The following is a 21,550-nucleotide window of genomic DNA, read 5'->3' on the forward strand; positions in this document are numbered from 1 at the left end:
TTAAATATCATTTTCATTTTGCTGTAAGGGAAGCGTTATCATAAAAGCAGCACCATTTTCATTACCTTCTGCCACTATATTTCCTCCGTGTCGTTCTGCTATTTTTTTACAAAGTGCTAATCCTAAACCTGTTCCTTCGTAACTGTCTTTAGAATTAAGGCGGGTAAAGGTTTCAAAGATTCTCTCTGCCTGTTCAGGTTCAAAACCAATTCCATTATCTTCTAACAAAATTACGGCAAAATTTTGATTCTCACGGGCTGTTATTTTTGAAGATATTCTTATTTGCGGCGCCACATTATTTTTGGCAAATTTTATAGAATTATTGATAAGATTATAAAAAAGCTGATATAGAAGTACTGAGGCTCCTTCTAACGCTGGAAGATTATAATATTCAATCTTGCCTCCTGTTTTCTGCAAGGCGATTTCTAAATCAATCTCAATGTTTTTTATAATTTCATTAAGGTCAACTAAAGTTGGTTTTTGCAGATCGGCATTGATTTTAGAATAAGCCAGAACGCCATCGATCATATTGTACATTCGATCTGCGGCAACATGAATTCTTTCAATAAATCTCGATGCCGATTCATCTATCTTTCCGTCAAGATGATCTTCGAGTCTGCTTGTAAATGTTTTAATTTTTCGAACCGGTTCTTTTAAATCATGAGAAGCAACATGGGCAAATTGCTGCAAATCTTCGTTTGAACGTTTTAATTCTTTTGTACGGTCATTAACCAGAATTTCTAATTTTTCGGTAATAGTTTTTTGTTCGTGAATGTCGGTACAGGTACCAAACCATTTAATGATAATCCCTCTCGCATCTTTAACAGGCACAGCTTTACTTAAAAACCATCTGTATTCGTTTGTATTTCCTTTCTTTAACCGTAATTCAAGTTGATATGGAAGTCCGTTTTGCACACATTGATACCAAACTTCCAATACAGCTGATACGTCATCAGGATGAATCATAGGAGCCCAGCTCGCATCTCCAAATTGATTTTCATCAAAACCGGTATATTCATACCAGCGTTTATTATAATAGTCGATAAACCCGTCTGGCTGACCTGTCCAGATTATTTGCGGTACAAGATCGGCAAGCTGCCTGAATTTTTCTTCACTTTCTTTAATAATCTGCTGTACTTCTTTTTGTGAAGTAATATCACTTGAAGCGCCAAACCATTCAATTATATTATTTTGAGAATCAAGTATTGGTATTACCCTCGAAAATGCCCATCCAATTTCACCATCTTCTTTTAAAATTTGATGTTCAAGTTCGAATATCTTTTTATTTGTGATGGCTTCTGCTATAAGACTTACAGCTCTTTCCCGATCTTTTGAATGAATATAAGTATCTATCCATTTTAAAAGCGGCCCATTTGTATCTGATACCATTTCGGTTCCTTCGAGGTTACTCATTATAGTCCAGTCGGCATTCATGCGATAAACAACATCAGAAGATGCATTTACTAAAGCACGGAATCGATTTTCACTCTCTTCCATTTTTTTTCTTGCTTCTACCTGTTCGGTTACGTCAACCGCAACCTGAATCATTCCTGTTATTTTTTCTCCTTCTACCAAAGGACGATAAGCGAGATTATAATAATAGTTTCGCATTACGCCTGTACGATTATGCGGAACCAATACTTCGCTTTGATCAAAAGGAATTCCTTCGTTGTAAACTTTTTGAACCTGAGTCCAGACATACTGCCCTTTTAATTCCGGCAAAACATCTATTAAAGGCATCCCGATGATTTCTTCACCGCGGCCAATCATGGCGAGCATGTGTTTATTAATCTGTTCGATTACTAAATCGTCACCCATTAAAACCAAAGTTGGAGAAGGCGTTTGGTCGATCATCGATTTTAATCTCGCCTCACTTTCTTCAATTTTTTTTCTCGATAAAAACTGTCGTTCCTCTGCCAGCTTTATTTCAGTAATATCACGCGTTGTTCCTGCAATTGCTTCTACTTCTCCATTTTCATTTAAAACCGGAGCAAAAATGTAATCGTAAATTCTCCTCCCTAATTCAGCATGCGGGAAAGATACCGTTCCTCTGATCGCTTTTTTTGTCGAGACAACTTCATCAATTTCTCGTTCATGCATTTCTGCATGCCAGTCTTCATATCCATTTTCTCTTAATTCTTTTCCAATAGCATCTTCTGCAGATTTTCCCCACATGGTGAGCAGGGCTTTATTAGCATACGTAAATTTATAAGACAAATCGAACACATATACCAAGTCTGGCGTTGTGCTGGTAATAGAGTCATAAAGTCGTTTTTGTTTTTCAGCCGCGATTAAAGCATTACTCAGCGTGATCTCGGCTTGTTTTCTTTCTGTAATATCTTCTGTAGTTACAACAAGTAATTCGCCTTGTTTTACAGAAGTGAATCTAAACCAACGCTGTATTCCTTCGCCGTCATACCAGCATTCAAAATTAGCTGTGATTCCGGTTTGGGCAGTATTGAGAAATTTTTCGAGAATTCCGTTTTCTTTTGTCGTAGGAAAAACATCGCTGAATCGTTTGTTTTTATAATCGATATCACCAATCCAGATTTTTGTATAATCATTAAAAAGTAATATTGAAAAATCTTCTAATTTTCCTTTCTCAATATACAAAGACTGCAGTACCGCAATTCCGTTTGCAGCAGAGTTAAAAACGGTTTGAAAGAGATCATTATTTTCTGCTGCCGTCATTGGTGCTTTTTAAAGTATGTATGAATGTATTTGTAATGTTAATATAACAATTTTGAGGAAAAGTAATTATTTACAAATTCTGCATTGTTACATTTAAAGAAGAAATTCTTATATAATTTACTGCTAAAAGAATATCTTTTATTGTTTTAATTTTATTTCGAAAGTCTATTTTTCCTTTTATCACTTAAATATTTTCTAAAAGGAATATCATAAAATCTCATTACCAGATAAGCAAATCCAAGCAATAAAATTACGCCGCTAACAACGACTATAACCAATTGAGTAGTATATGGTTTATAATTAGTATAGTAGTTTCCAAACATCCACAACGCGGCATAATGTGTCATGTATAAAGGATAAGAAATTTGTCCCGAAAATATACAAGCCGTTTTGAGACTTGGTTTTAAAACTGCTCCAGCACCTAAAGAAACCAGAAGCGGAAAATAAAACAATACTACAAGAGGTTCAAAAATCCAGTTGAATTTTGAAAAAGGCATTATAAAAGCCAAAAGTAAAAGTATGGAAAGCCCCAAAAAACCGAATTTATTTTTTGATGATCCAATTCGATCTGTAAATTAATAATCCTGCTAAAAAAGAATAAGATATTCTCGCACAGCCATCCCAAAATGTGGGACCACTCCAGCCTCCTAATAAATTACCTGAACTGTAAGCAACATAACAAATGGCTCCGGCAGAAAGCAGTGTTAACAACAACAAAATGTTACGCTTAATTTTAAAAAGTATAAATGCGTAAGCAATATTGGCTATATATTCCCAAAAAAGTGACCATGCAGGCGCATTGAAACTAAACAAGTTAAAACCGCGATCCTCTATTGCAGGAAACGGAATAAGAAATATAGAACAGATAAAAGTGAGAATAATTTTTCCTGAACTGTACAATTCGAGATGTCCCCCAAACGGATCAAATAGAAAAGCCAGTAAACCTAATACAGATCCTGCAATTACAAGCGGATGAAGCCTTATAATTCTGGAAATAAAAAAATTGCGAAGTCCCATTTTTGCAATGCGGTCGTCATAAGCATATCCAATTACAAATCCGGAAAGACAGAAAAAGAAATCAACAGCCAGAAAACCATGTCCGATAAAATTCTGGCCTGGATCGGTAAAAATCCATTCCATAAAATGAAATACTACTACTGCTAAAGCTGCAATTCCCCTGAGTCCGTCGAGAATTTCAAAATGTTGTTTGGTTTTTAAAATTGTTCCGGAAGAATTGCTTGTATTCATTATAATTTATAACTATGCGATTAATTTAAATGGCTTATAGACCGAATTTACTGTTGTCGCAAATTATATAAATTAATAATCAAATCAAAATGCAGATTTAGTCAGCGCCGCCGTCAACGCTGTCAAAAGTTTCTCTTTCTTTTGGTCTGATACTGTATTTTACTGAAACCATAGGGCCGTAATAAACATCAAACTGGGTTCCGTTTGTTCGTAATTGCATCTGCCCAATAATTCCAGCTAAAAAATGAAGATTTGGTGTAATTCCGGCACTGTAGTAAACTGATAATCTGAAGATATCAAAATGCTCATCGGCATAATCTTTTGAAGCAAACTTGAGCATCAATTCTGTATAATATCCCAGATTTGGTGCCAGAAAAATAGGTTTTTCTTTTGTTTGACGAAGAAAATGATTGACACCGAATCTAGCTCTTAATCTGGGAATTGTCTGCGGAACGCCATTTCGGTCGTCAAAAAATTTGGTTTCAAAACGCACTTGTTCAAAAATAGATCCTTTTGGCATATCCTGAGAAAAAGTTCCCATTACAATCAGCCTGTTTTCGAGTGTTTCATAATTTCCGGCTTCTTCCACAGCATACTTTTGATTATGAGCATAACCCAGCCATAATTTTACTTTTTTAAACCCGGAATACATAATCCAGGGTCTTACAACAACGCGCTGTGTGTACTCGAAAGGATTACCATTAGTATACGCTCCTTGTGTTACTAATTGAAAATCAACCTGTCCGCTCAAATGCCATTTATCGTATATCGGAAAAGCGATATCTCCTTCTTCAATAGACGCGGGAATAAAACCCATAGAATACGGAGCATCTTGTGCTTTTAAAAGTTGTACAGTAATTATACAAAATAAAATGATGAAGCTTTTTTTAAATATGCTCATAAATCTCAATTTACCTATTTAAAGAAAATGTTTCTATACAGCGGTACAACAAAGATAAAAGCTCATCCAGTTATGTTTAAAAGATTATAGGTTGCAGATTATAATATGAAACCAAGTTTTTATTGATTTTCATTTCTCTTTTTTGAAAAAGTAAGTTTTTCAATTTCTCTAAGAAACTCTGAATCAAATTCAGAATAAGCGCGCAAAGTATATTTTTCATCTCGTTCGTGCATTACCAGACGAATTTTCTGAACCATTAACCAAATGGGTTCATAACGCTTATGTCCTAATAAATATTGAAGTTGTAAAATAGAAAATTTTCTTTTAGAAAGTGTCATTAATTCGATGCAGATCATCCAGTATTTTATGGGCAGATTGGAGTTTTCCATAACAGTACCAGATCGAAGGCTGACTCTGTTTTTGCATTTTTTACATTGAAATTTCAAATCTACTCTTCTAAAAGTATGTGAATCGTGTCCGCATTTTTTGCAAAACAAACCATTTTCGAGTCGTTTGTTTTTAAACTCCTCAATGCAGGTTTCTTCATCATTGTATTTTTCGAAGTATTTCCGTAATTCCATTTATTAAAAATTGCTTTGAAAAATTAAATATAAAACAATCTGGATACATCAAAACTATAACAAACAAAAAAGAGGAAATTCAAATACGAAAATCCTCTTTTAAAATTATAAAAGTATTATTACAGTTTGTGGGCAATTTCTTTTTTGTATTTATTGAGTATAGATTTTGTCATACCTAAATTTGATTTACTTGAATCTACTGCCAAATAAATAAAATATTCCTGATTGTCAGATACGTCTATAATATGAATTTGAGACGAAAGAGTAATCATGACATTATCGATTACCTGACCTTGTAATTTTAAGGCTTTTATAGCATTCATTTCGGCTTTTACAACTTCCAGATTATATGCAGATGCAAGTTCGGGATCAAAGTCGCTTACGGCTGATTGAGAATAATATGACATTCCGCTATTAATTTCGGCTACAGAAACTGCGATAAAACCAGGTACATTTTTTTTGAGATCTTCTCCAAATTGTTTTAAAAAATCAGACATAGTTTTTGGTATATTTTAAAGTTCTAAAAAGTTTTTTCTTGTGGATTTACACAAATTTATAGATCTGATTTTACTTAAATTATCCGCAATGCGTACCTAATTTGTTTTTTTTATAAATACTTTTTCTTACGATAAAATAAAATTTGTAATAAAACTCCTTACTTACAGATTTTGAATAAGTTAGAAAATATCATGTATAAAAAAAGGGAAAGATATTTAACAATCTTTCCCTTTTTTATAACTAACTCTTTTATAATTTAAAAAGTAACAAATTTTGCTCCTAAACTAAACCATCTTGCCGGTAAAGGAAATGCTCCAACTTCATAATATGTAGTATTAAATATATTTTGAGCATCAATGAAAATTGTAAATTTCTTGATAGACTGACTAATTCTCGCATCATTAATCCAGTAAGAAGCTCCGGTAACTCTTTCGTTAAAACGGGTTGCCAGTAAAACTGAAAAATCTTTGTGCTGAAAATCTATTGTATTGGTTACCTGATGCTTTAAAGATGAAATTAAATATTTAGAATATGGTTCCGGGCGTGTATCTTTAAATTTAGAATCCAGGTAAGAATATCCTAAAGTGAAATTCAATTTAGAATCATTAGAAAAATTAACACTATACGATCCGCGCATATTGATTCCGTTTGTAATTAAATCTCCATAATTCTGACTTTGCCACGGCACAGTTGTTACCATTCTGGTCCAGTCGATGTAATTGCTTATTTCTCTGTAAAAATAATTAGCGTTTAAGCTTAAAGATTTTCTGTTGAATTTAAATCCGAATTCTGTTTGAAAAGCATTTTCAGAAACCAAATCAGGATTTCCGATATTTCCCGGACGCTGATTCAAGTACAAGTCTGTAAACGAAGGAATCCTTTGACTAGTCCCCACATTAGCAATAACCTTAAACTCGTTTGTCAACTCGTAACTCGCATCAAGTCCTGGATAAATTTGCCATTTATAATCTGAATTATAATTTAAATATGTTCCTAAATTCACATTTAATTTCTCAAAAAAAGACGTTCTGTATTCTGCATAAAGTCCCACATTTTCACGGTCGTGATCACCAATATTAGACGAATGAATATCTTCGTTTCTAAATTCGGCCCCAAAACCAATTTCTCCATTTTCTGTTTTGATCGAAGAATTCAGTTCTGCCGCAATAGAATTGGTATAATGCTGACTTCTTCCAACATTTAAATTATTATTTCCTAAATATCTGTAATCGTCATAATTATATCTGTACGTAACTCTTGGCATAATTTTCCAATTGTTTGTAATAGAATGTTTAGACTGAATATTAGCAAAAGTTGTCTGCACAATTTCGGTAGAATTCTTATCGCCAGGGGCTGCATAAAATCCGTTTGCACCAAATCCGTTTTTTACATAACCAAACGAACCTAAAATTTCATTAGAATCATTGATTTGAACATTTCCCTGATACAAGATTTTATTGTTTTCAAATCCTGTATTATAGCGGTATCCGTTGCTTTTATCGTGAGATGCAAAAATAGAATGCTGTTGTTTTTCTTTTCCTAAAACAGCTCCAACCTGAACTCCAGTCCCAAAAAATGTATCTCCGGTATCGTCAGAATCTTTTTCAAAATTAGAACCTGCGTAAGTACTCAATAAAACTCCTGATTTTGTTGGCTTTTTAGTAATAATATTAATCGCTCCCGTTAAGCTGTTGATTCCGAAGATTCTCGCAGCCGGACCACGCAAAACTTCGATTCTCTCAATTGCTTCGACCGGAAGAGGCAGGTTAAGCATATTATGAGCCGTTTGAGAGTCAATTATTTTCGCGCCATTTAACAAAACAACAGTCTGCTCAAAACTTCCTCCGTCTACGCTTATATCGGCCTGTCCTCCAAAAGGTCCTCTTTGTCTGATATCAACTCCGTTTGCATATTGCAAAACTTCCTGAAGCGTTCTTCCCGGTAATTTTTTAATCGTTTCGTTACTAATAACATAAACGTTTCTGTTTTGTTTTGAAATTGGCGTGCTTAAACGGTTTTCATGAATAATTACCTCATCAATTTCTATAATAGAATCCCTTTTTGTCTGGGCGTAAAAGTTGGTACATATTAATGCTGTAATAGCAAAATAGATTTTTTTCATTCTGGTTTTAATTTTTTTGCAAAAGTAGTACCTTGCCGTACTAATAAAGTATACCAGTTTTATAATTATGAGTGGTCCGGTTCAAATTCCTTTTCAAAGTTTTATTCGGCTTAAGCCGGAAGAAAACACGGCAATTTATCTTCAGATCGTTTTTGAATTTATAAAAGCAATACAAACCGGATTTCTTCCCGAAGGAACAAAATTACCGGGAACTCGCATTTTATGTAAACTTTTGTCTGTAAACCGAAATACTTTAATAAAAGCGTTTCAGGATTTAGAATCGCAGGGCTGGATTGAAACGCTTCCCAACAAAGGAACTTTTATTCTTTCTCAGCATAAACAAAAAATTAGTGAAGATTTTATAATTGAAAAGGGAAATAAAACAGAAGAAGTTAACATTGGTTTTGAATTCAGACGTTCAACTATTCTTGAAAATCCTACCGAAAAAAGTAATCTTACTTATCAATTTAATGACGGAATGCCGGATTTAAGATTGGTTCAAAATGATATTTTGGCACGCCTGTATGTTTCAAAATTAAAAAGACAAAAAACTTCAAAAACATACGAACAGATTCAAATTCGGTCGCATTTCAATTTTAAAATCCATTTTTCAAATTACTTAAACCTTACGCGCGGTTTACGCATTTCTACTGCAGATTTATTGACAACAAGCAGTCATGAAATTAGTTTGTATCTGGTTACAAAAGTGCTGATTTCTCCAGGTGATAAAGTGGTTGTGGCTTCTCCGGGATATTATATTTCAAACATGACGCTGACCAATACCGGAGCGCAGATTATTACAATTCCCGTCGATCAGGACGGAATTGATACGAATCGATTAAAAGAAATTTGTGAAGAAACCAAAATCAGGGTTTTATATCTGACTTCTAATTATAATTATCCAACAACTATTTCTTTAAGTGCCAAAAGAAGAAAAGAATTACTGGAACTTGCCAATCAATATGGTTTTGTGATTCTGGAAGATGATTACGATTTTGATTTCCATTATGATAATAATCCAATTTTGCCTTTGGCGGCTTTTGATTCGAATCAAAAAGTGGTTTATATCGGTTCGTTTGGAAGATCACTTCCATCCGGATTTAGTTATGGATTTGTGGCCGCTCCTCCCGAATTTATTTCTGAATTAGAAAAACATCAAAATATTCTCGAACCAGGAATTGACGTTCTCAAAGAACAGGTTTTAACGGAATGGATTAACGAAGGCGAAGTGCACAGGCTTTCGAAAAAAAATAAAAAAATCTACAAAGAACGCCGCGATTATTTTGTTTCCTTATTGAATGAAAAACTGAAAGGCAAAATTAAATTTAAAGTTCCTGCAAGAGGTTTGGCGGTTTGGATTGAATGGCTTGATAAATTTAATTTGATTACGCTGCAAAAAGAATGCGCCAAAAATGATTTGTTTCTGCCCAAAACCATTTTATATCAAACTAAAGATTTAACCGCCACAAGATTGGGTTTTGGACATTTAGAAAAAGAGGAAATGGAAAAAGCTGTTTCTATTTTGTGTAAATCTATCGAAGCTATTTAGTCATTTTAAAAACTATACAAAAAAGCCTGTAAATTCGGGATTTACAGGCTTTTGGATAACTAACAATATTAACACTAAAAAACTAAATGCCCATTTAATAAGTTTTATTTAGAAAACTCAACTGTATTTAATTTTTTCCAGCTTCCGCGTGTAAAATCCGGAATTTCAACCGGAGCCGAATTGTTGTCTAAAGAGATTTCTGTTAACGGACTTAAGCAAGACCATTCCGCTAAATCGTAAACGTCCATATCAAGCGGAAGTCCTTTTTGCAGACAATAAAACATTCTGTAATCCATAATAAAATCCATTCCGCCGTGACCTCCTACTTTTTTAGCCAGTTCTTCGATATCTTTTACGATTGGATTTTTATATTTTTCCATTAAAATCTTTTTTACATCTTCAGAAACATATTCTTCGGCATTAAGATTTTGATAGTTTTTAGCAATTTCTGCTCCGGCTTCTTTGGCATCAATTGCATAACCTTCTACCGGATACTTATTAGCAAAACCTTTTGTTCCAGATAATTGATACATTCTGCTGTAAGGTCTCGGACTTGTAACATCATGCTGAATCTGGATTGTTTTTCCCATTTCGGTACGAATCATCGTCATTGTGTGATCTCCATTTCTGAAATCGGTTACGACTTCTCCTGTTTTTTCTTTTATAAAAGCCGGATTTCCAACTGCTTTTGTATCCATAGAAACCAGAAAATTCATTTTATCTCCTCTGTGAATATTTAGTGCTAAACAAGCAGGTCCCATTCCGTGTGTTGGGTAAATATCTCCTCTGTGTTTACGGTTGTAATCCATTCTCCAGTTGTTCCAGTAATTTCCCCAATATGGCTGCAATCCATGAATATAAGAACCTTCTGCGTGAAGAATTTCTCCGAACACTCCTTGTTGCGCCATGTTTAATGTTGTCAATTCGAAGAAATCATACACACAATTTTCCAGCATCATGCAGTGTTTACGTGTTTTTTCTGAAGTATCGATAATGTCCCAGATTTCGCTCATGGTTAAAGCTCCCGGAACTTCTACAGCTACGTGTTTTCCGTCTTTCATGGCCTGCACTGCAATATTAGCGTGGTGTTTCCAGTCGGTTACAATATAAACCAAATCAACGTTATCTAGTTTTGTTACTTTTTTCCAGGCATCTTCTCCAAAAAATTCCTGTGCTTTTGGTGCTCCAAGTTTGGCCAAAGTATCGTTTGCTGCTTTTGTTCTTTCTTCAAGCATATCGCATAAGGCTACAATTTCTACTCCGGGAACATGCGGAATACGTCCTACGGCTCCCGTACCGCGCATTCCCAGACCAATAACTGCTACACGTACATGCGGAATTGCTGGTGTTGCCAAACGTAAAACATCGGTTTGCCCTTTGTCTCTTTTTGGTGTTTTGGTTTTAATAAGCTGCGCCGATGTATCGCAGACTTTGAATAGCAAAAATGCTAGTAATAAAATTTTTAAGCTTTTCATTTTGTTTATTTTAATGATATTTTTTGTTTGAACGTTTTATTTGTAACCATTTGTTTTATTACACTTTTATATAGGTTTTGTTTTTGTGCATATACCAAAGTATGAAATAAAGAATTCCAAAACCGGCCAAGTCGCAAAATGCGTCATAATAAGCGCCTGTAAATTGCTCAAACCCAAAAAAAATCTGCTTGGCTATTAAGGAGAAATTAAAAACATGCGACCCAACATAAGCTGCAATTGCATTTAGACCAATTACTCTAAATGGATAAGCCCATTTTGTATAACCCTGAACGTCGACAACCCAATAGAATAAAGCTAATAAAACAAAGCTGATTCCTGATGAAAAAATTACAAATGAACTTGTCCATATTTTTTTGATAATGGGATGCCAGATACCAATTATTAATGACAGAATAATTGCAGTTACTCCGATTAAGAAAAGGTAAAGTGCTATTTTTTTTCTTGAAAGAGAAGATAATAGCAATTCTCCGGCAAACAATCCTGATAATGTTGTGGCTGTAAATCCTAAACCTGTTAAAAGCCAGGAATACTGCGTTTGATCGTAAAATGGTCCGAAAACCTGCTGATCGATAAATATTGGGAGATTTTTTTCTGGTAATAATTCGAAATTGTGACCAAAGTAGCTCGGAATTGATAATAATACGGCGTATAAAACAAGGCAAATTATAAAAAAGATATATCTTCCTCTTTTTGATAAATTCAAATAAGCGATGCACGAAAATAAATAGCCTACTGCAATGGCCTGAAGCGTATTGCTAAAAATGTGAAATTTTGAAATATTTAGTTCAAGAAGATTTCCCTGCACAATCCATCCCAATATAAACAGCACGACAAATCGTTTTAAAATGTGTCGGTATAATTTAAAATCTGAATACGTTTCTTTGCTTCTTTTTCCTAATGAAAACGGAATTACAACACCAACAACAAATAAGAATAAAGGCATTATAACGTCATATAAATGAAAACCAATCCATTCCGGATGCTCAAATTGGTCGGCAAGTGTTTTTGTTAAACTTGTATTTGCTGCAGTATTCAAATTATAGAAAAATCGGTCTGCCACTATAATCATCAATAGATCAAATCCTCGCAGTACGTCTACCGACATTAATCGGTTATTTGCAATTGTTTTAGTCATATTCTCAATTTCTTTTTTTAATAATCCCGGATTATATTTAATTGACCGGGATTATTTTAATTATGTAAACTCGATAGCTTATGCCATTTGGCTTAAAAAATTAATCTCCAAAAAACTCTTCGCCAAATGGCACATTTTGATCGGCTATCGATGACAAACTACAATTGAAGTGTAGAAAACTTAGGCGCCTCAGGGAAGTTGGCAACTAATCCCCAGCCTGAATTCATTTCGGTAATGGCAATTCCTATTGAACTTCCTAATGTTCCTAATTGTGATTTCGGAATGCTGAATTCGATAGCATTTGTGGTGTCATTCAAACTAACAATTGATGACGCTTTTAAATTGGCTCCAGAACCTGCAATTCCGGCCCAGCCCCAGCCTCCGTTTGGATCGGTGTGGTTGTAGAATTGTCCCCAGCCGTTGGTTACAACCGGACCTTCGAATAAAAATTCAGCTCCAGAACCTTGTGACCAATTGCTGTGTAAGAATCCCGTTTGAGTATTTCCATCGGTATTGATGTACATATCAACCAGTTCCATCAGCATTTTTTTATTTCCTTCTAAATACACATTTACATTTGGACCTCCAGCCCAGATTTTAATTTTTTGGATAGAACCATTTCCAGATGTATTTTGATCGGTTACGGCAACATCATCCCAATCTGTAAATTTTCCGTCGATTTTAATATCTATAATAATAATTCTTGGGGCAGTTATAGTTTTGGTGATGAATGCTTCTTCGCCTTTGTCGTTTGTTACGGTCAAAGAAACTCTGATTTCACCTCCAATTTTATAGGTATAAACCGGATCTTTTTCTCCGGATGTATAATATAAATCTCCAAAATCCCAACGGTATTTTGTTCCGTTTGTTGAAAGATTGGTAAAAGTGAACGTACTTCCATCATTTGTAAATGAAAAATCTGCGGTTGGTTTTGTTGCTGAATCGTCTGACGAACTATCGCTCGAACAAGCCGTTAGCAATAACAAAGCGGCTAGCAATGTTATGTATTTGGTTAGTTTTATTTTTTTCATGGTTTTTAATTTAAATGTTTTGATAACTATTTAATGATAACCGTTTGTGATAATTTATTGAAACCTGTTGCAGTTTCCCATACTCCAGTATTGGCAAAACGAATACAATAATCAGGTCTGTCAACTAGTTTTGTTGAGCTGTCTTCAATCTTAAGAAACAATTCATAAGTTCCTGCCGGAATTCCGGATAAGCTCACCGATTCTTTTAAATCGTACGTTACTCTTGGCACTACTTTTCTAACATCGAAGTTTAACTTTTTCTTATAAACTGTTCCGCCAGAAGTTGCTCTTAAAATTAAATAAGCATTTTTAGGATTGTATACCGGAGCAAAACCACCGTTATTTAATAATGCCTGAAACTCTAAAGTACCATTTACAGCTGCTTCTTTTTTAAGACTTGATGATGCTAATGAAAGTCTGTAACCCAGTTTTCTTTCAAAATCCGTAAAGCAGTTGTTGTTTCTCCATTCCTGTAAAACCGGACCGTAATAATCAAGATTTAAATACGTCCATTTCAAAAGAGACATTTCTTTTTCGGCTGTACTGCAGCTCGCAACCGGAACATCTGTTGGCGGACAAGTTTCTCCTCCTGTTGGCACATACAATGCTTCATTGCTTATATATGTTTTTTCGGAAGTAATGTCTATATATGTTCCGTAATCGTCTACACTTGCCATGAAACAGTCATTATGAAAACCTAAACGAGCAGTATTTGAAGTTCCGTAACCAGCTGTCGCGTCCATTGCTATTGTTGTTCCAACGTAATCTTGTTTGATTTTTGGAGTTCTTAACTGAATTTTTACTTCTTTTGGAAAAGATGCTAAAAGCTTGTCTATAATCAGTTTTTTATTTGCCGGCGTTGTAAGCTGGTTTGTAGTATAATACCATTCTCCCCAAGCTCCAACAAATCCTGCCTGAACAAAAGCAATTACATCTTTGTTTTCTTCCAGAATTGGTTTCAACTGATCTAAATGTCCTGAAATTACAGCCACAGAAGCATCAGAACCATCTTGTGCATCTGTATACGCAAAACGTAAAACACATTTTAATCCAGCTTCTCTAAGACGCATAAAATCAGTTTTGATAAGATCTAATTGTGTCTGGCTTAAAGCCGAAGTTTTAAACTTTTCCAAATAATACAAACGCAGAATAAGGCTTACGTTTTCTTTTTTCAGATTGTTTAAAGATGCAGCAGTCATTGCCGCACCTTCTGAATTTACCTGCCACGTATGCATAAATCCACGTTCCGGATTTGTAAAAACTTCGTTGGAAGCGGTATACGTTACTTTTGAAGTTCCGTCTACTTCTCCGCCATCATTTTTATCACCTCCATCGCTTTGACAGCTTGACGCGACATTTAGAAAAAGGCAGATTAACATTAGTAAATTTTTCATTTTTTGTATAATTAAATTATCCTGATTTATTTTATTCCTTCACCAATTGTGATATCCGTCTGTCTTTAAATTAATTATATCCAGGATTCTGAATAAATTTACCTTTGCCTTCGCTTATTCTTTCTAAAGAAAATGGCATTAAAGCTTTGTAAGGGGCACTTTGACTTGCTGAACCGTTTAAGGCAAGAGCATGTTCTGTATATTTTCCGTGTCTGATTAAGTCTGAACGATATTGTCCGTTTTCACACCAGTATTCGTGAGATCTTTCTAAAAGAATCATATCGTTGAATTTGGCAAGCGTGTTATAATCAGCTAATTGAATTTCGCTGATCTGCGCTCTCTTTCTCACGATGTTTACCAAATCAATTGCTTCTTGTGTTGGCGTTCCGGTTTTATTTACCAATGCTTCAGCTTTTGATAAAATAACATCGGCATAACGATATACAATAATATCTACAGTTGTTAATGCTGTTGTTCTGGCTGCATCCGGATCGATTTTTAACGGAATTGGTCCTAACTGCATATAGTTTGCAGGATTTTGTCTGTTATATGTTACGCCATCAGTTCCTGTAAACTCGGCAACAAGTGCTGTTTTACGAATATCTGTAGCTTCAAAAGAATCATAAAAAGTCCAGGAGCTTTGAATAGTTCCGTAACCGCCGCGGCCCGGGAAATTATTTGGTAACGCCATTAGCTGCCATTGGTTTTCACTTGTTCCTGCATAATCTGCCGGAACTGCCCAAATTACCTCTTTGCTGTCAACAGGCGCTTTTACATCCCACAAACCAACATAATTTGATTCTAATGCGTAATAATTCATTGCCATGATAGCATTAGCCTGTTCCTCAACTTCTGCCCATCTTTTTTCATGAAGATATAATCGTATCAAAATCATTCTTGCCATTCCGCTGCTGAATCTTCCGTAAGCAGTTTCGGCAGGAGATTTTAAATCTGCTGCAGCGTCTTTCAAATCATTTTCAATAAAACTTACCATTTGTGCATTTGTAAGTCTTGCCAAAGGTTCTTCTTTCAAAGGATTTTTTAATACATCTAAAGGCGCTACAACAAGCGGTCCGTATAAATCAAAAAGTTCGTAAGCCAATAATCCTCTTGCGCATTTGATTTCAGCAATAGCTTGCTTTTTTATCAACTCATTTACATTTGATGACTGGATTCTGTCGATGCTCAAAGTCATACCGCTTATTTTGTTGTAAAACACATCATAAAAACGGGTAAACGCTGTCGACGTTACTTTATAACTGTGCAGAGAAGCTTCTTGCTGCACACCGTAAGGACCTTGGAGAATTTCTGTAGTTGCATCCAGCATAAACATTAATCCGTTTTCTGAAGTAGAGTGGATTCCGTTTCCGTATGAACCTCTTAACGGATAATAGGCAGAAGCTACTATAGCCTGAATATCAGCCTCCGAGCTTGGAAAAATACTCGGGTTAATTTCATCGTAATTGATAGACTCCAGATCTTCACTACATCCGGAAAAGGCAAGCATCAATAATACAACTATATAATTTTTTAAATTTTTCATATCTCTTTTTTATTAGAACTTAAGATCAATACCTACTGTGTATGTTTTTACATTTGGATAAGCTGCTGCATATCCATCTGTTTCAGGATCTATACCATCATATTTTGTAATGGTAAAAAGGTTTTGCCCGTCAAGTCTAATTGCTGCTCCCTGCATGTATTTTCCAAACCATTTTTTTGGAAAATTATAGCTAAGTGAAACACTTTGTAAACGAACAAATGAAGCGTCTTGCAGGAAGAAATCTCCTGAACCATATTGTGTATATCCAAAATGCGAACCCGGACGCGTATTGGTTGGATTATCCGGAGTCCATCTGTCATAAATACTTCTTATGGCATTTCTACCATTTTGTGCCACACCTACTGCAGTTACGCCATAAGCAAAATCAGTCTGATCAACAATTTTTCTTCCAAACATTCCATTAAACTGAAAGTTTAACTGAAAGTTTTTCCAGATAATTGTATTGCTTAAACCTGCTACAAAATCCGGATCTGATGAACCCAATAAAACAGTATCAGCTTCGTCAATTTTGCCGTCTGGAGCACCAGTTCTTAAGAATACTCCATTTTCATCCGTTACCGGATTTCCGTTCGCATCTCTCACAAAACCGTTAAGATCTTTAATTTTAATTTGTCCCGGATATAAATCTGGCTGCGCCGGAACCACTTCTCCAATCTGCATAACACCATCTGCAATTTGGCTGTATTGTGCACGAACAGGATCATTATAATTCATATAAACTGAAGGTTTCCAGTCTGGAGCACGTTCTTTCCAGTTTGTTCTAAATTGTGAATAAGTAAAAGTCGTATTCCATTTTAAATCTGGACTATCAATGTTTTTAGTAGTTAATGTAACCTCAACACCTTTACTTTGTGTACTTCCAATATTTGCCCAAACGGTGTTGATTTCCTGATAACTATTAATTGGTTTTAAAGTTAACAAGTCAGAAACTACTCTGTCATAAACTTCAACCGATCCTGAAACTCTTCTGTTTAAAATTTCAAAATCAAGACCTAAATTCTTTTCTGTTGTTGTTTCCCATTTCAAATCAGGGTTTTCAAGTCTTGAAGGGAATACGCCAATTATTATCGATTCATCTGGATTTAAGTAAGCCGGCTGTGCGTAGAAAGCTCCAAAAGCGCTTCCTCCAATAGAAGCATTACCTGTTTGTCCGTATCCAAATCTAAGTTTAAGCTGAGAAACATAATCGTTTATCTTTCTCATGAATGATTCCTGAGAAACATCCCAACCTACTGCAATTGACGGAAACAATCCATATTTATTATTTTTTGCAAACACACTCGCTCCGTCACGACGAATTGTCGATGTAAGCATGTATTTATCCTTGTATGAATAATTGAATCTGGTAAAATAAGACACAAAATTATTTTCAGATTTTGATGATGCTGTAACTTTTGTTCCTGCACCGGCATTAATATTATTCCATAAAAAAGCATCTGTAATAAAATTGCTGTTTCCTAATGTAGCCGCTTCTGTTCTATAAGTTTGCTGCGAATAACCTACCATCAGACCAAAAGTATTGTCTTCCATTATTTTTGTTGTATAGTTTAATGTGAAGTCAAACAAATCATCATTTTTTTCCTGAGAATTTATCGTTGCTTTACCATTTTCTAAAGCCCCGTACAAAGTAGTTCTTGGCAGGTAAGTACTTCTTTTTGAATTTCCCTGATCAAAACCGGCCTGAAATCTTGCTGTAAGTCCCGTAATTGGTTTTATCTCTGCATAGAAATTTGTTAATGTACGATCGATAACACCTTCATCAGAAATGGTTAATAATGAATACGGGTTTGGTTCTAAAGCATTATCCGGGTTTATTGGATAATTTCCTAGTTCATCTATGGCTAAAATTTCCGGGCTCTGTTGTATCGCTGATCTTATGATTCCTGAATTTTCAAACTGATCGCCGCCAAGTTGTGAGTTTTGATTTTTGATTCGGCTTTTGGTCATATTCATACCAAAATTGATATAATCTGTCAGTTTTTGATCAATGCTGAAATGTAAAGTGCTTCTCTTTAAACCAGAATTTTTAATAACTCCTTCCTGATTGAATAAGTTTCCTGATAAAAAGTATTTTGTAGTTTTTGTTCCTCCACGCAGCGAAAGGTTATTTTGTTCGATCATTCCGTCTCTCGTTACAAGTCCAAGCCAGTCTGTTCCTCTTCCTGCGTTTCTGATTTGCTCATCAGAATAAAGTCTTTTGTACGGAATTCCGTTTACCGGAGCAGCATTTGCTTCTTCCAGAGTTTTTGGTGAATACGGATACACTTTATTAATAAACTCCCAGTTTTCTTTTGCAGCTTCGTTTCTTAACTGCATCCATTCTTTTAAATCTAAAACTTCATACGCATTATTATAAGCCTGATAAGAATAAGAACCTGAATAATCCACTCTTACATCGCCTTCTTTTCCTTTTTTGGTCGTAATTAAGATTACACCATTTGCAGCTCTGGCTCCATAAATTGCTGTTGAACTCGCATCTTTTAAAACCTCAATAGATTCGATATCATTTGGGTTAAATGAATTTAAAATACTTTGCGTTCCGCCATTGTAGCGATTTCCAGTTCCCGGCTGTTCTAAATTTGTAACCGGAAATCCGTCTATAACTATTAAAGGATCATTACTTGCGTTAATAGAACCTGCTCCACGAATCTGGATATTAAATCCTCCTCCTGGCTGCGCGCTGTTTTGAGCAATTTGCAAACCGGCAACTTTCCCCTGAAGGGCCGTTAAAACTGAAGGTGCAGAAGATAAAGTCAGCGTTTCTCCTTTTACTGAAGAAATTGCGCCTAATACATTTTTCTTCTTTTGAGTTCCATAACCTACAATAACTACCTCATTTAAGCTTTTTGACGATGGAACTAATGAAACTTTAATTGTAGTTTGGCCTGCTATTGCAACTTCTTTTGTTTCGTAACCTACATAAGAAAACAAAAGTGCTTCTGTAGCAGCAGGAACTACGATTGTATAACTTCCGTCAAAATCTGTTGTTGTTCCTCTTGAAGATCCTTTTGGCAAAATGGTAACTCCAATCATTGGCTGTCCCAATTCATCTAAAACAATTCCTTTAATTGTAATATCTGCTTCTGACTCTTTATTTATTATTTCTGACTTTTTCTCGTTTTCTGTAGAAGAAGCCGCATTTACTTTTACAACAGTTACTATCAGAAATAAGACCGTGAGTAATGTCTTTAAATTAAATTTTATTTCCTGATAGTTACCGTATAGTAACTTGTTACTTTTTTTCATATTATTCTGGTTAGTTAATGGTTAATGTAAAAAGCAACTTTGCGTGAGTAAAAATTGGTTAAGGCTTTTTCAAACGCAAAGCGAAATGGGTCGGTTATGTTTTTTTTGATTTCATAATTTTTGTCTGTTTTTTGTTTTTGTTGAGTTTGGTTATTTTTCTTATTTGATATTTATTTTCTTTTAATAATCAGCTGCTTATTTATTTTTTTGAAGTCCTTTTTTTGAGTTTTAAAATTGATTTTTAAGCTTGAAAAAATGGATAAAAAAAAGCTGTTTTTTGACTTACTTATGGCTAAACTAAATAATATTTTTTAATAAACAATGGCAAAATCAAAAAAATGTGTTCGTGCACATAAAAAAAGTGTTTTCGAGCACATTTTTTAGAAAAAGTATTATTAAATTCTTATGATTTTTAATTATTTCTATTGTAAGAATTTAATAATTTGTCTAAAAAATTTTATTATCAACCGAAAAGCAAATCATTTATTTTGATATTCATTTAATTAAAAACAGCAGTCAAATGATTTTTTTATTATTTTAAAATCAACACTTTATTTGATTTACAATAAATTTTACATTCGATTCAGTATCAGTTTTTGAACAATTATTTTACAGCAAATTTTCAATGATCGAGATAAATTTTTCGGCCAGTTCATCGGCATTTTTTTGTGACTTGCTTTCAGTATAAATTCTAATGATTGGTTCTGTGTTTGATTTTCTCAAATGCACCCATTCTTCATCAAAATCTATTTTAACTCCATCGATGCAATTCGGGTTTTCATTTTTGAATTTTTGAATGATTTTTTCCAAAACTTCATCGACATTAATTTCCGGAGTCAATTCAATTTTGCTTTTACTCATATAATAATCCGGATAACTTTCGCGAAGCGTTTTGCACGATATTTTCTGATGTGCCAAATGCGACAAAAACAATGCAGTTCCCACCAAAGAATCTCGTCCGTAATGTGAAGCCGGATAAATAATTCCGCCATTGCCTTCTCCGCCAATTATAGCGCTTGTGCTTTTCATTAATTCTACAACATTTACTTCGCCAACTGCACTTGCCTGATATTTTCCGCCGTGCTTTAAAGTAATATCTCGCAACGCTCTTGAAGAGGATAAATTAGAAACCGTGTCACCTTTTATTTTTCCTAAAACATAATCGGCACAAGCGACCAAAGTATATTCTTCGCCAAACATCGAACCGTCTTCGCATATAATTGCAAGACGATCTACATCTGGATCAACAACGATTCCGAAATCGGCTTTTTCTGTTACAACCAATTCTGAAATATCAGTCAAATGTTCTTTTAAAGGTTCCGGATTATGCGGAAAGTGTCCGTTTGGTTCGCAATATAATTTCACACATTCTACTCCTAATTTTTCTAATAAACTTGGAATCGCAATTCCGCCCGTAGAATTAACGGCATCGACAACTACTTTAAAATTGGCTTTTTTAATCGCTTCAACATCAACTAAAGCTAATTTTAAAACTTCGTCAATATGTTTTTCAATGTAACCTTCTTTCTTTTCGTATTTTCCTAAATCGTCCACTTCTGCAAATAGAAAATTTTCATCTTCAGCTATTTTCAAGATTTTTTCTCCTGCCTCAGCATTCAAAAATTCTCCTTTATGATTTAGTAATTTCAAAGCGTTCCATTGTTTCGGATTATGACTTGCCGTAATAATGATTCCGCCATCAACTTTATCCAAAGTCACAGCAACTTCAACAGTTGGTGTTGTCGATAAACCAATATCAACCACATTAATTCCTAAACCCGTAAGCGTATTCGAAACCAGATTACTGATCATTTCTCCCGAAATTCGGGCATCTCTACCAATAATTACGGTTAATGATTGATTTGAGTTTTCACTTTTAAGCCACATTCCGTAAGCTGCGGCAAATTTGACCGCATTTACCGGAGTTAAATTTTCATTGACAACCCCGCCAATTGTGCCTCTTATTCCTGAAATTGATTTTATTAATGCCATTTTTGTATAATATTTATGCTGTGAAAAAATTTAACCGCAAAGCGCGCAAAGTTTTTACGCAAAGTTCACTAAGTAGTTTTTTAGTTGAATTTTCAATTCAAA

Annotated in this window: 14 protein-coding genes and 1 pseudogene; 1 reads left to right on the plus strand and 14 read right to left on the minus strand. The window is 34.6% G+C overall.

The window, feature by feature from the left end; all coding sequences use genetic code 11:
* From ABDW27_RS05765 to ABDW27_RS05795, 7 genes and pseudogenes are all read right to left on the minus strand, one after another.
* The gene (locus tag ABDW27_RS05765; RefSeq protein WP_343694999.1) at positions 1-2,691 is read right to left on the minus strand and encodes a PAS domain-containing protein; all 2,691 of its coding nucleotides are present in this window, start codon (positions 2,689-2,691) and stop codon (positions 1-3) included.
* A gap of 152 nt (positions 2,692-2,843) precedes the next feature.
* Positions 2,844-3,224: a hypothetical protein gene (locus tag ABDW27_RS05770; protein WP_343695000.1), complete on the minus strand. Its 381-nt coding sequence runs from the start codon at positions 3,222-3,224 to the stop codon at positions 2,844-2,846.
* A 10-nt stretch (positions 3,225-3,234) separates the two neighbouring features.
* On the minus strand, positions 3,235-3,939 hold the full coding sequence (locus ABDW27_RS05775) for an acyltransferase (RefSeq protein WP_343695001.1): 705 nt from the start codon (positions 3,937-3,939) through the stop codon (positions 3,235-3,237).
* 97 nt (positions 3,940-4,036) lie between these two features.
* Positions 4,037-4,840, minus strand: coding sequence for a DUF2490 domain-containing protein (locus tag ABDW27_RS05780; protein ID WP_343695002.1), 804 nt, complete (start codon positions 4,838-4,840; stop codon positions 4,037-4,039).
* Positions 4,841-5,022: 182 nt separating this feature from the next.
* Positions 5,023-5,421: pseudogene (locus tag ABDW27_RS05785) on the minus strand (IS1595 family transposase); the annotation flags it as partial.
* A gap of 119 nt (positions 5,422-5,540) precedes the next feature.
* Complete coding sequence (locus tag ABDW27_RS05790) at positions 5,541-5,918, minus strand: hypothetical protein (protein WP_343695003.1); 378 nt, start codon at positions 5,916-5,918, stop codon at positions 5,541-5,543.
* A 257-nt stretch (positions 5,919-6,175) separates the two neighbouring features.
* Entirely contained in the window at positions 6,176-8,041 is a 1,866-nt protein-coding gene (locus tag ABDW27_RS05795; protein ID WP_343695004.1) for a TonB-dependent receptor, read from the minus strand.
* Between the two features lie 67 nt (positions 8,042-8,108).
* Here ABDW27_RS05795 and ABDW27_RS05800 point away from each other — a divergent pair, with 67 nt between their 5' ends.
* Positions 8,109-9,590, plus strand: coding sequence for a PLP-dependent aminotransferase family protein (locus tag ABDW27_RS05800; RefSeq protein ID WP_343695005.1), 1,482 nt, complete (start codon positions 8,109-8,111; stop codon positions 9,588-9,590).
* Positions 9,591-9,694: 104 nt separating this feature from the next.
* Here ABDW27_RS05800 and ABDW27_RS05805 read toward each other — a convergent pair whose 3' ends face one another.
* The 7 genes from ABDW27_RS05805 to glmM form a co-directional block, all read right to left on the minus strand.
* Positions 9,695-11,065: a Gfo/Idh/MocA family oxidoreductase gene (locus ABDW27_RS05805; RefSeq protein ID WP_343695006.1), complete on the minus strand. Its 1,371-nt coding sequence runs from the start codon at positions 11,063-11,065 to the stop codon at positions 9,695-9,697.
* Positions 11,066-11,123: 58 nt separating this feature from the next.
* Positions 11,124-12,221: a DUF5009 domain-containing protein gene (locus tag ABDW27_RS05810; RefSeq protein WP_343695007.1), complete on the minus strand. Its 1,098-nt coding sequence runs from the start codon at positions 12,219-12,221 to the stop codon at positions 11,124-11,126.
* A gap of 158 nt (positions 12,222-12,379) precedes the next feature.
* On the minus strand, positions 12,380-13,252 hold the full coding sequence (locus tag ABDW27_RS05815) for a PKD domain-containing protein (RefSeq protein WP_343695008.1): 873 nt from the start codon (positions 13,250-13,252) through the stop codon (positions 12,380-12,382).
* A 26-nt stretch (positions 13,253-13,278) separates the two neighbouring features.
* Positions 13,279-14,646 (minus strand): DUF4832 domain-containing protein, encoded by a 1,368-nt coding sequence (locus ABDW27_RS05820; RefSeq protein ID WP_343695009.1) that lies wholly within the window; start codon positions 14,644-14,646, stop codon positions 13,279-13,281.
* Positions 14,647-14,716: 70 nt separating this feature from the next.
* A complete protein-coding gene (locus ABDW27_RS05825; RefSeq protein ID WP_343695010.1) occupies positions 14,717-16,189 on the minus strand; it encodes a RagB/SusD family nutrient uptake outer membrane protein in 1,473 nt (490 codons plus the stop codon).
* Between the two features lie 12 nt (positions 16,190-16,201).
* Complete coding sequence (locus ABDW27_RS05830; RefSeq protein ID WP_343695011.1) at positions 16,202-19,456, minus strand: TonB-dependent receptor; 3,255 nt, start codon at positions 19,454-19,456, stop codon at positions 16,202-16,204.
* Positions 19,457-20,065: 609 nt separating this feature from the next.
* Entirely contained in the window at positions 20,066-21,448 is a 1,383-nt protein-coding gene (glmM, locus tag ABDW27_RS05835; RefSeq protein WP_343695012.1) for a phosphoglucosamine mutase, read from the minus strand.
* Between the last annotated feature and the right edge of the window lie 102 nt (positions 21,449-21,550).

This window comes from Flavobacterium sp. (genome assembly GCF_039595935.1).
GTDB lineage: Bacteria > Bacteroidota > Bacteroidia > Flavobacteriales > Flavobacteriaceae > Flavobacterium.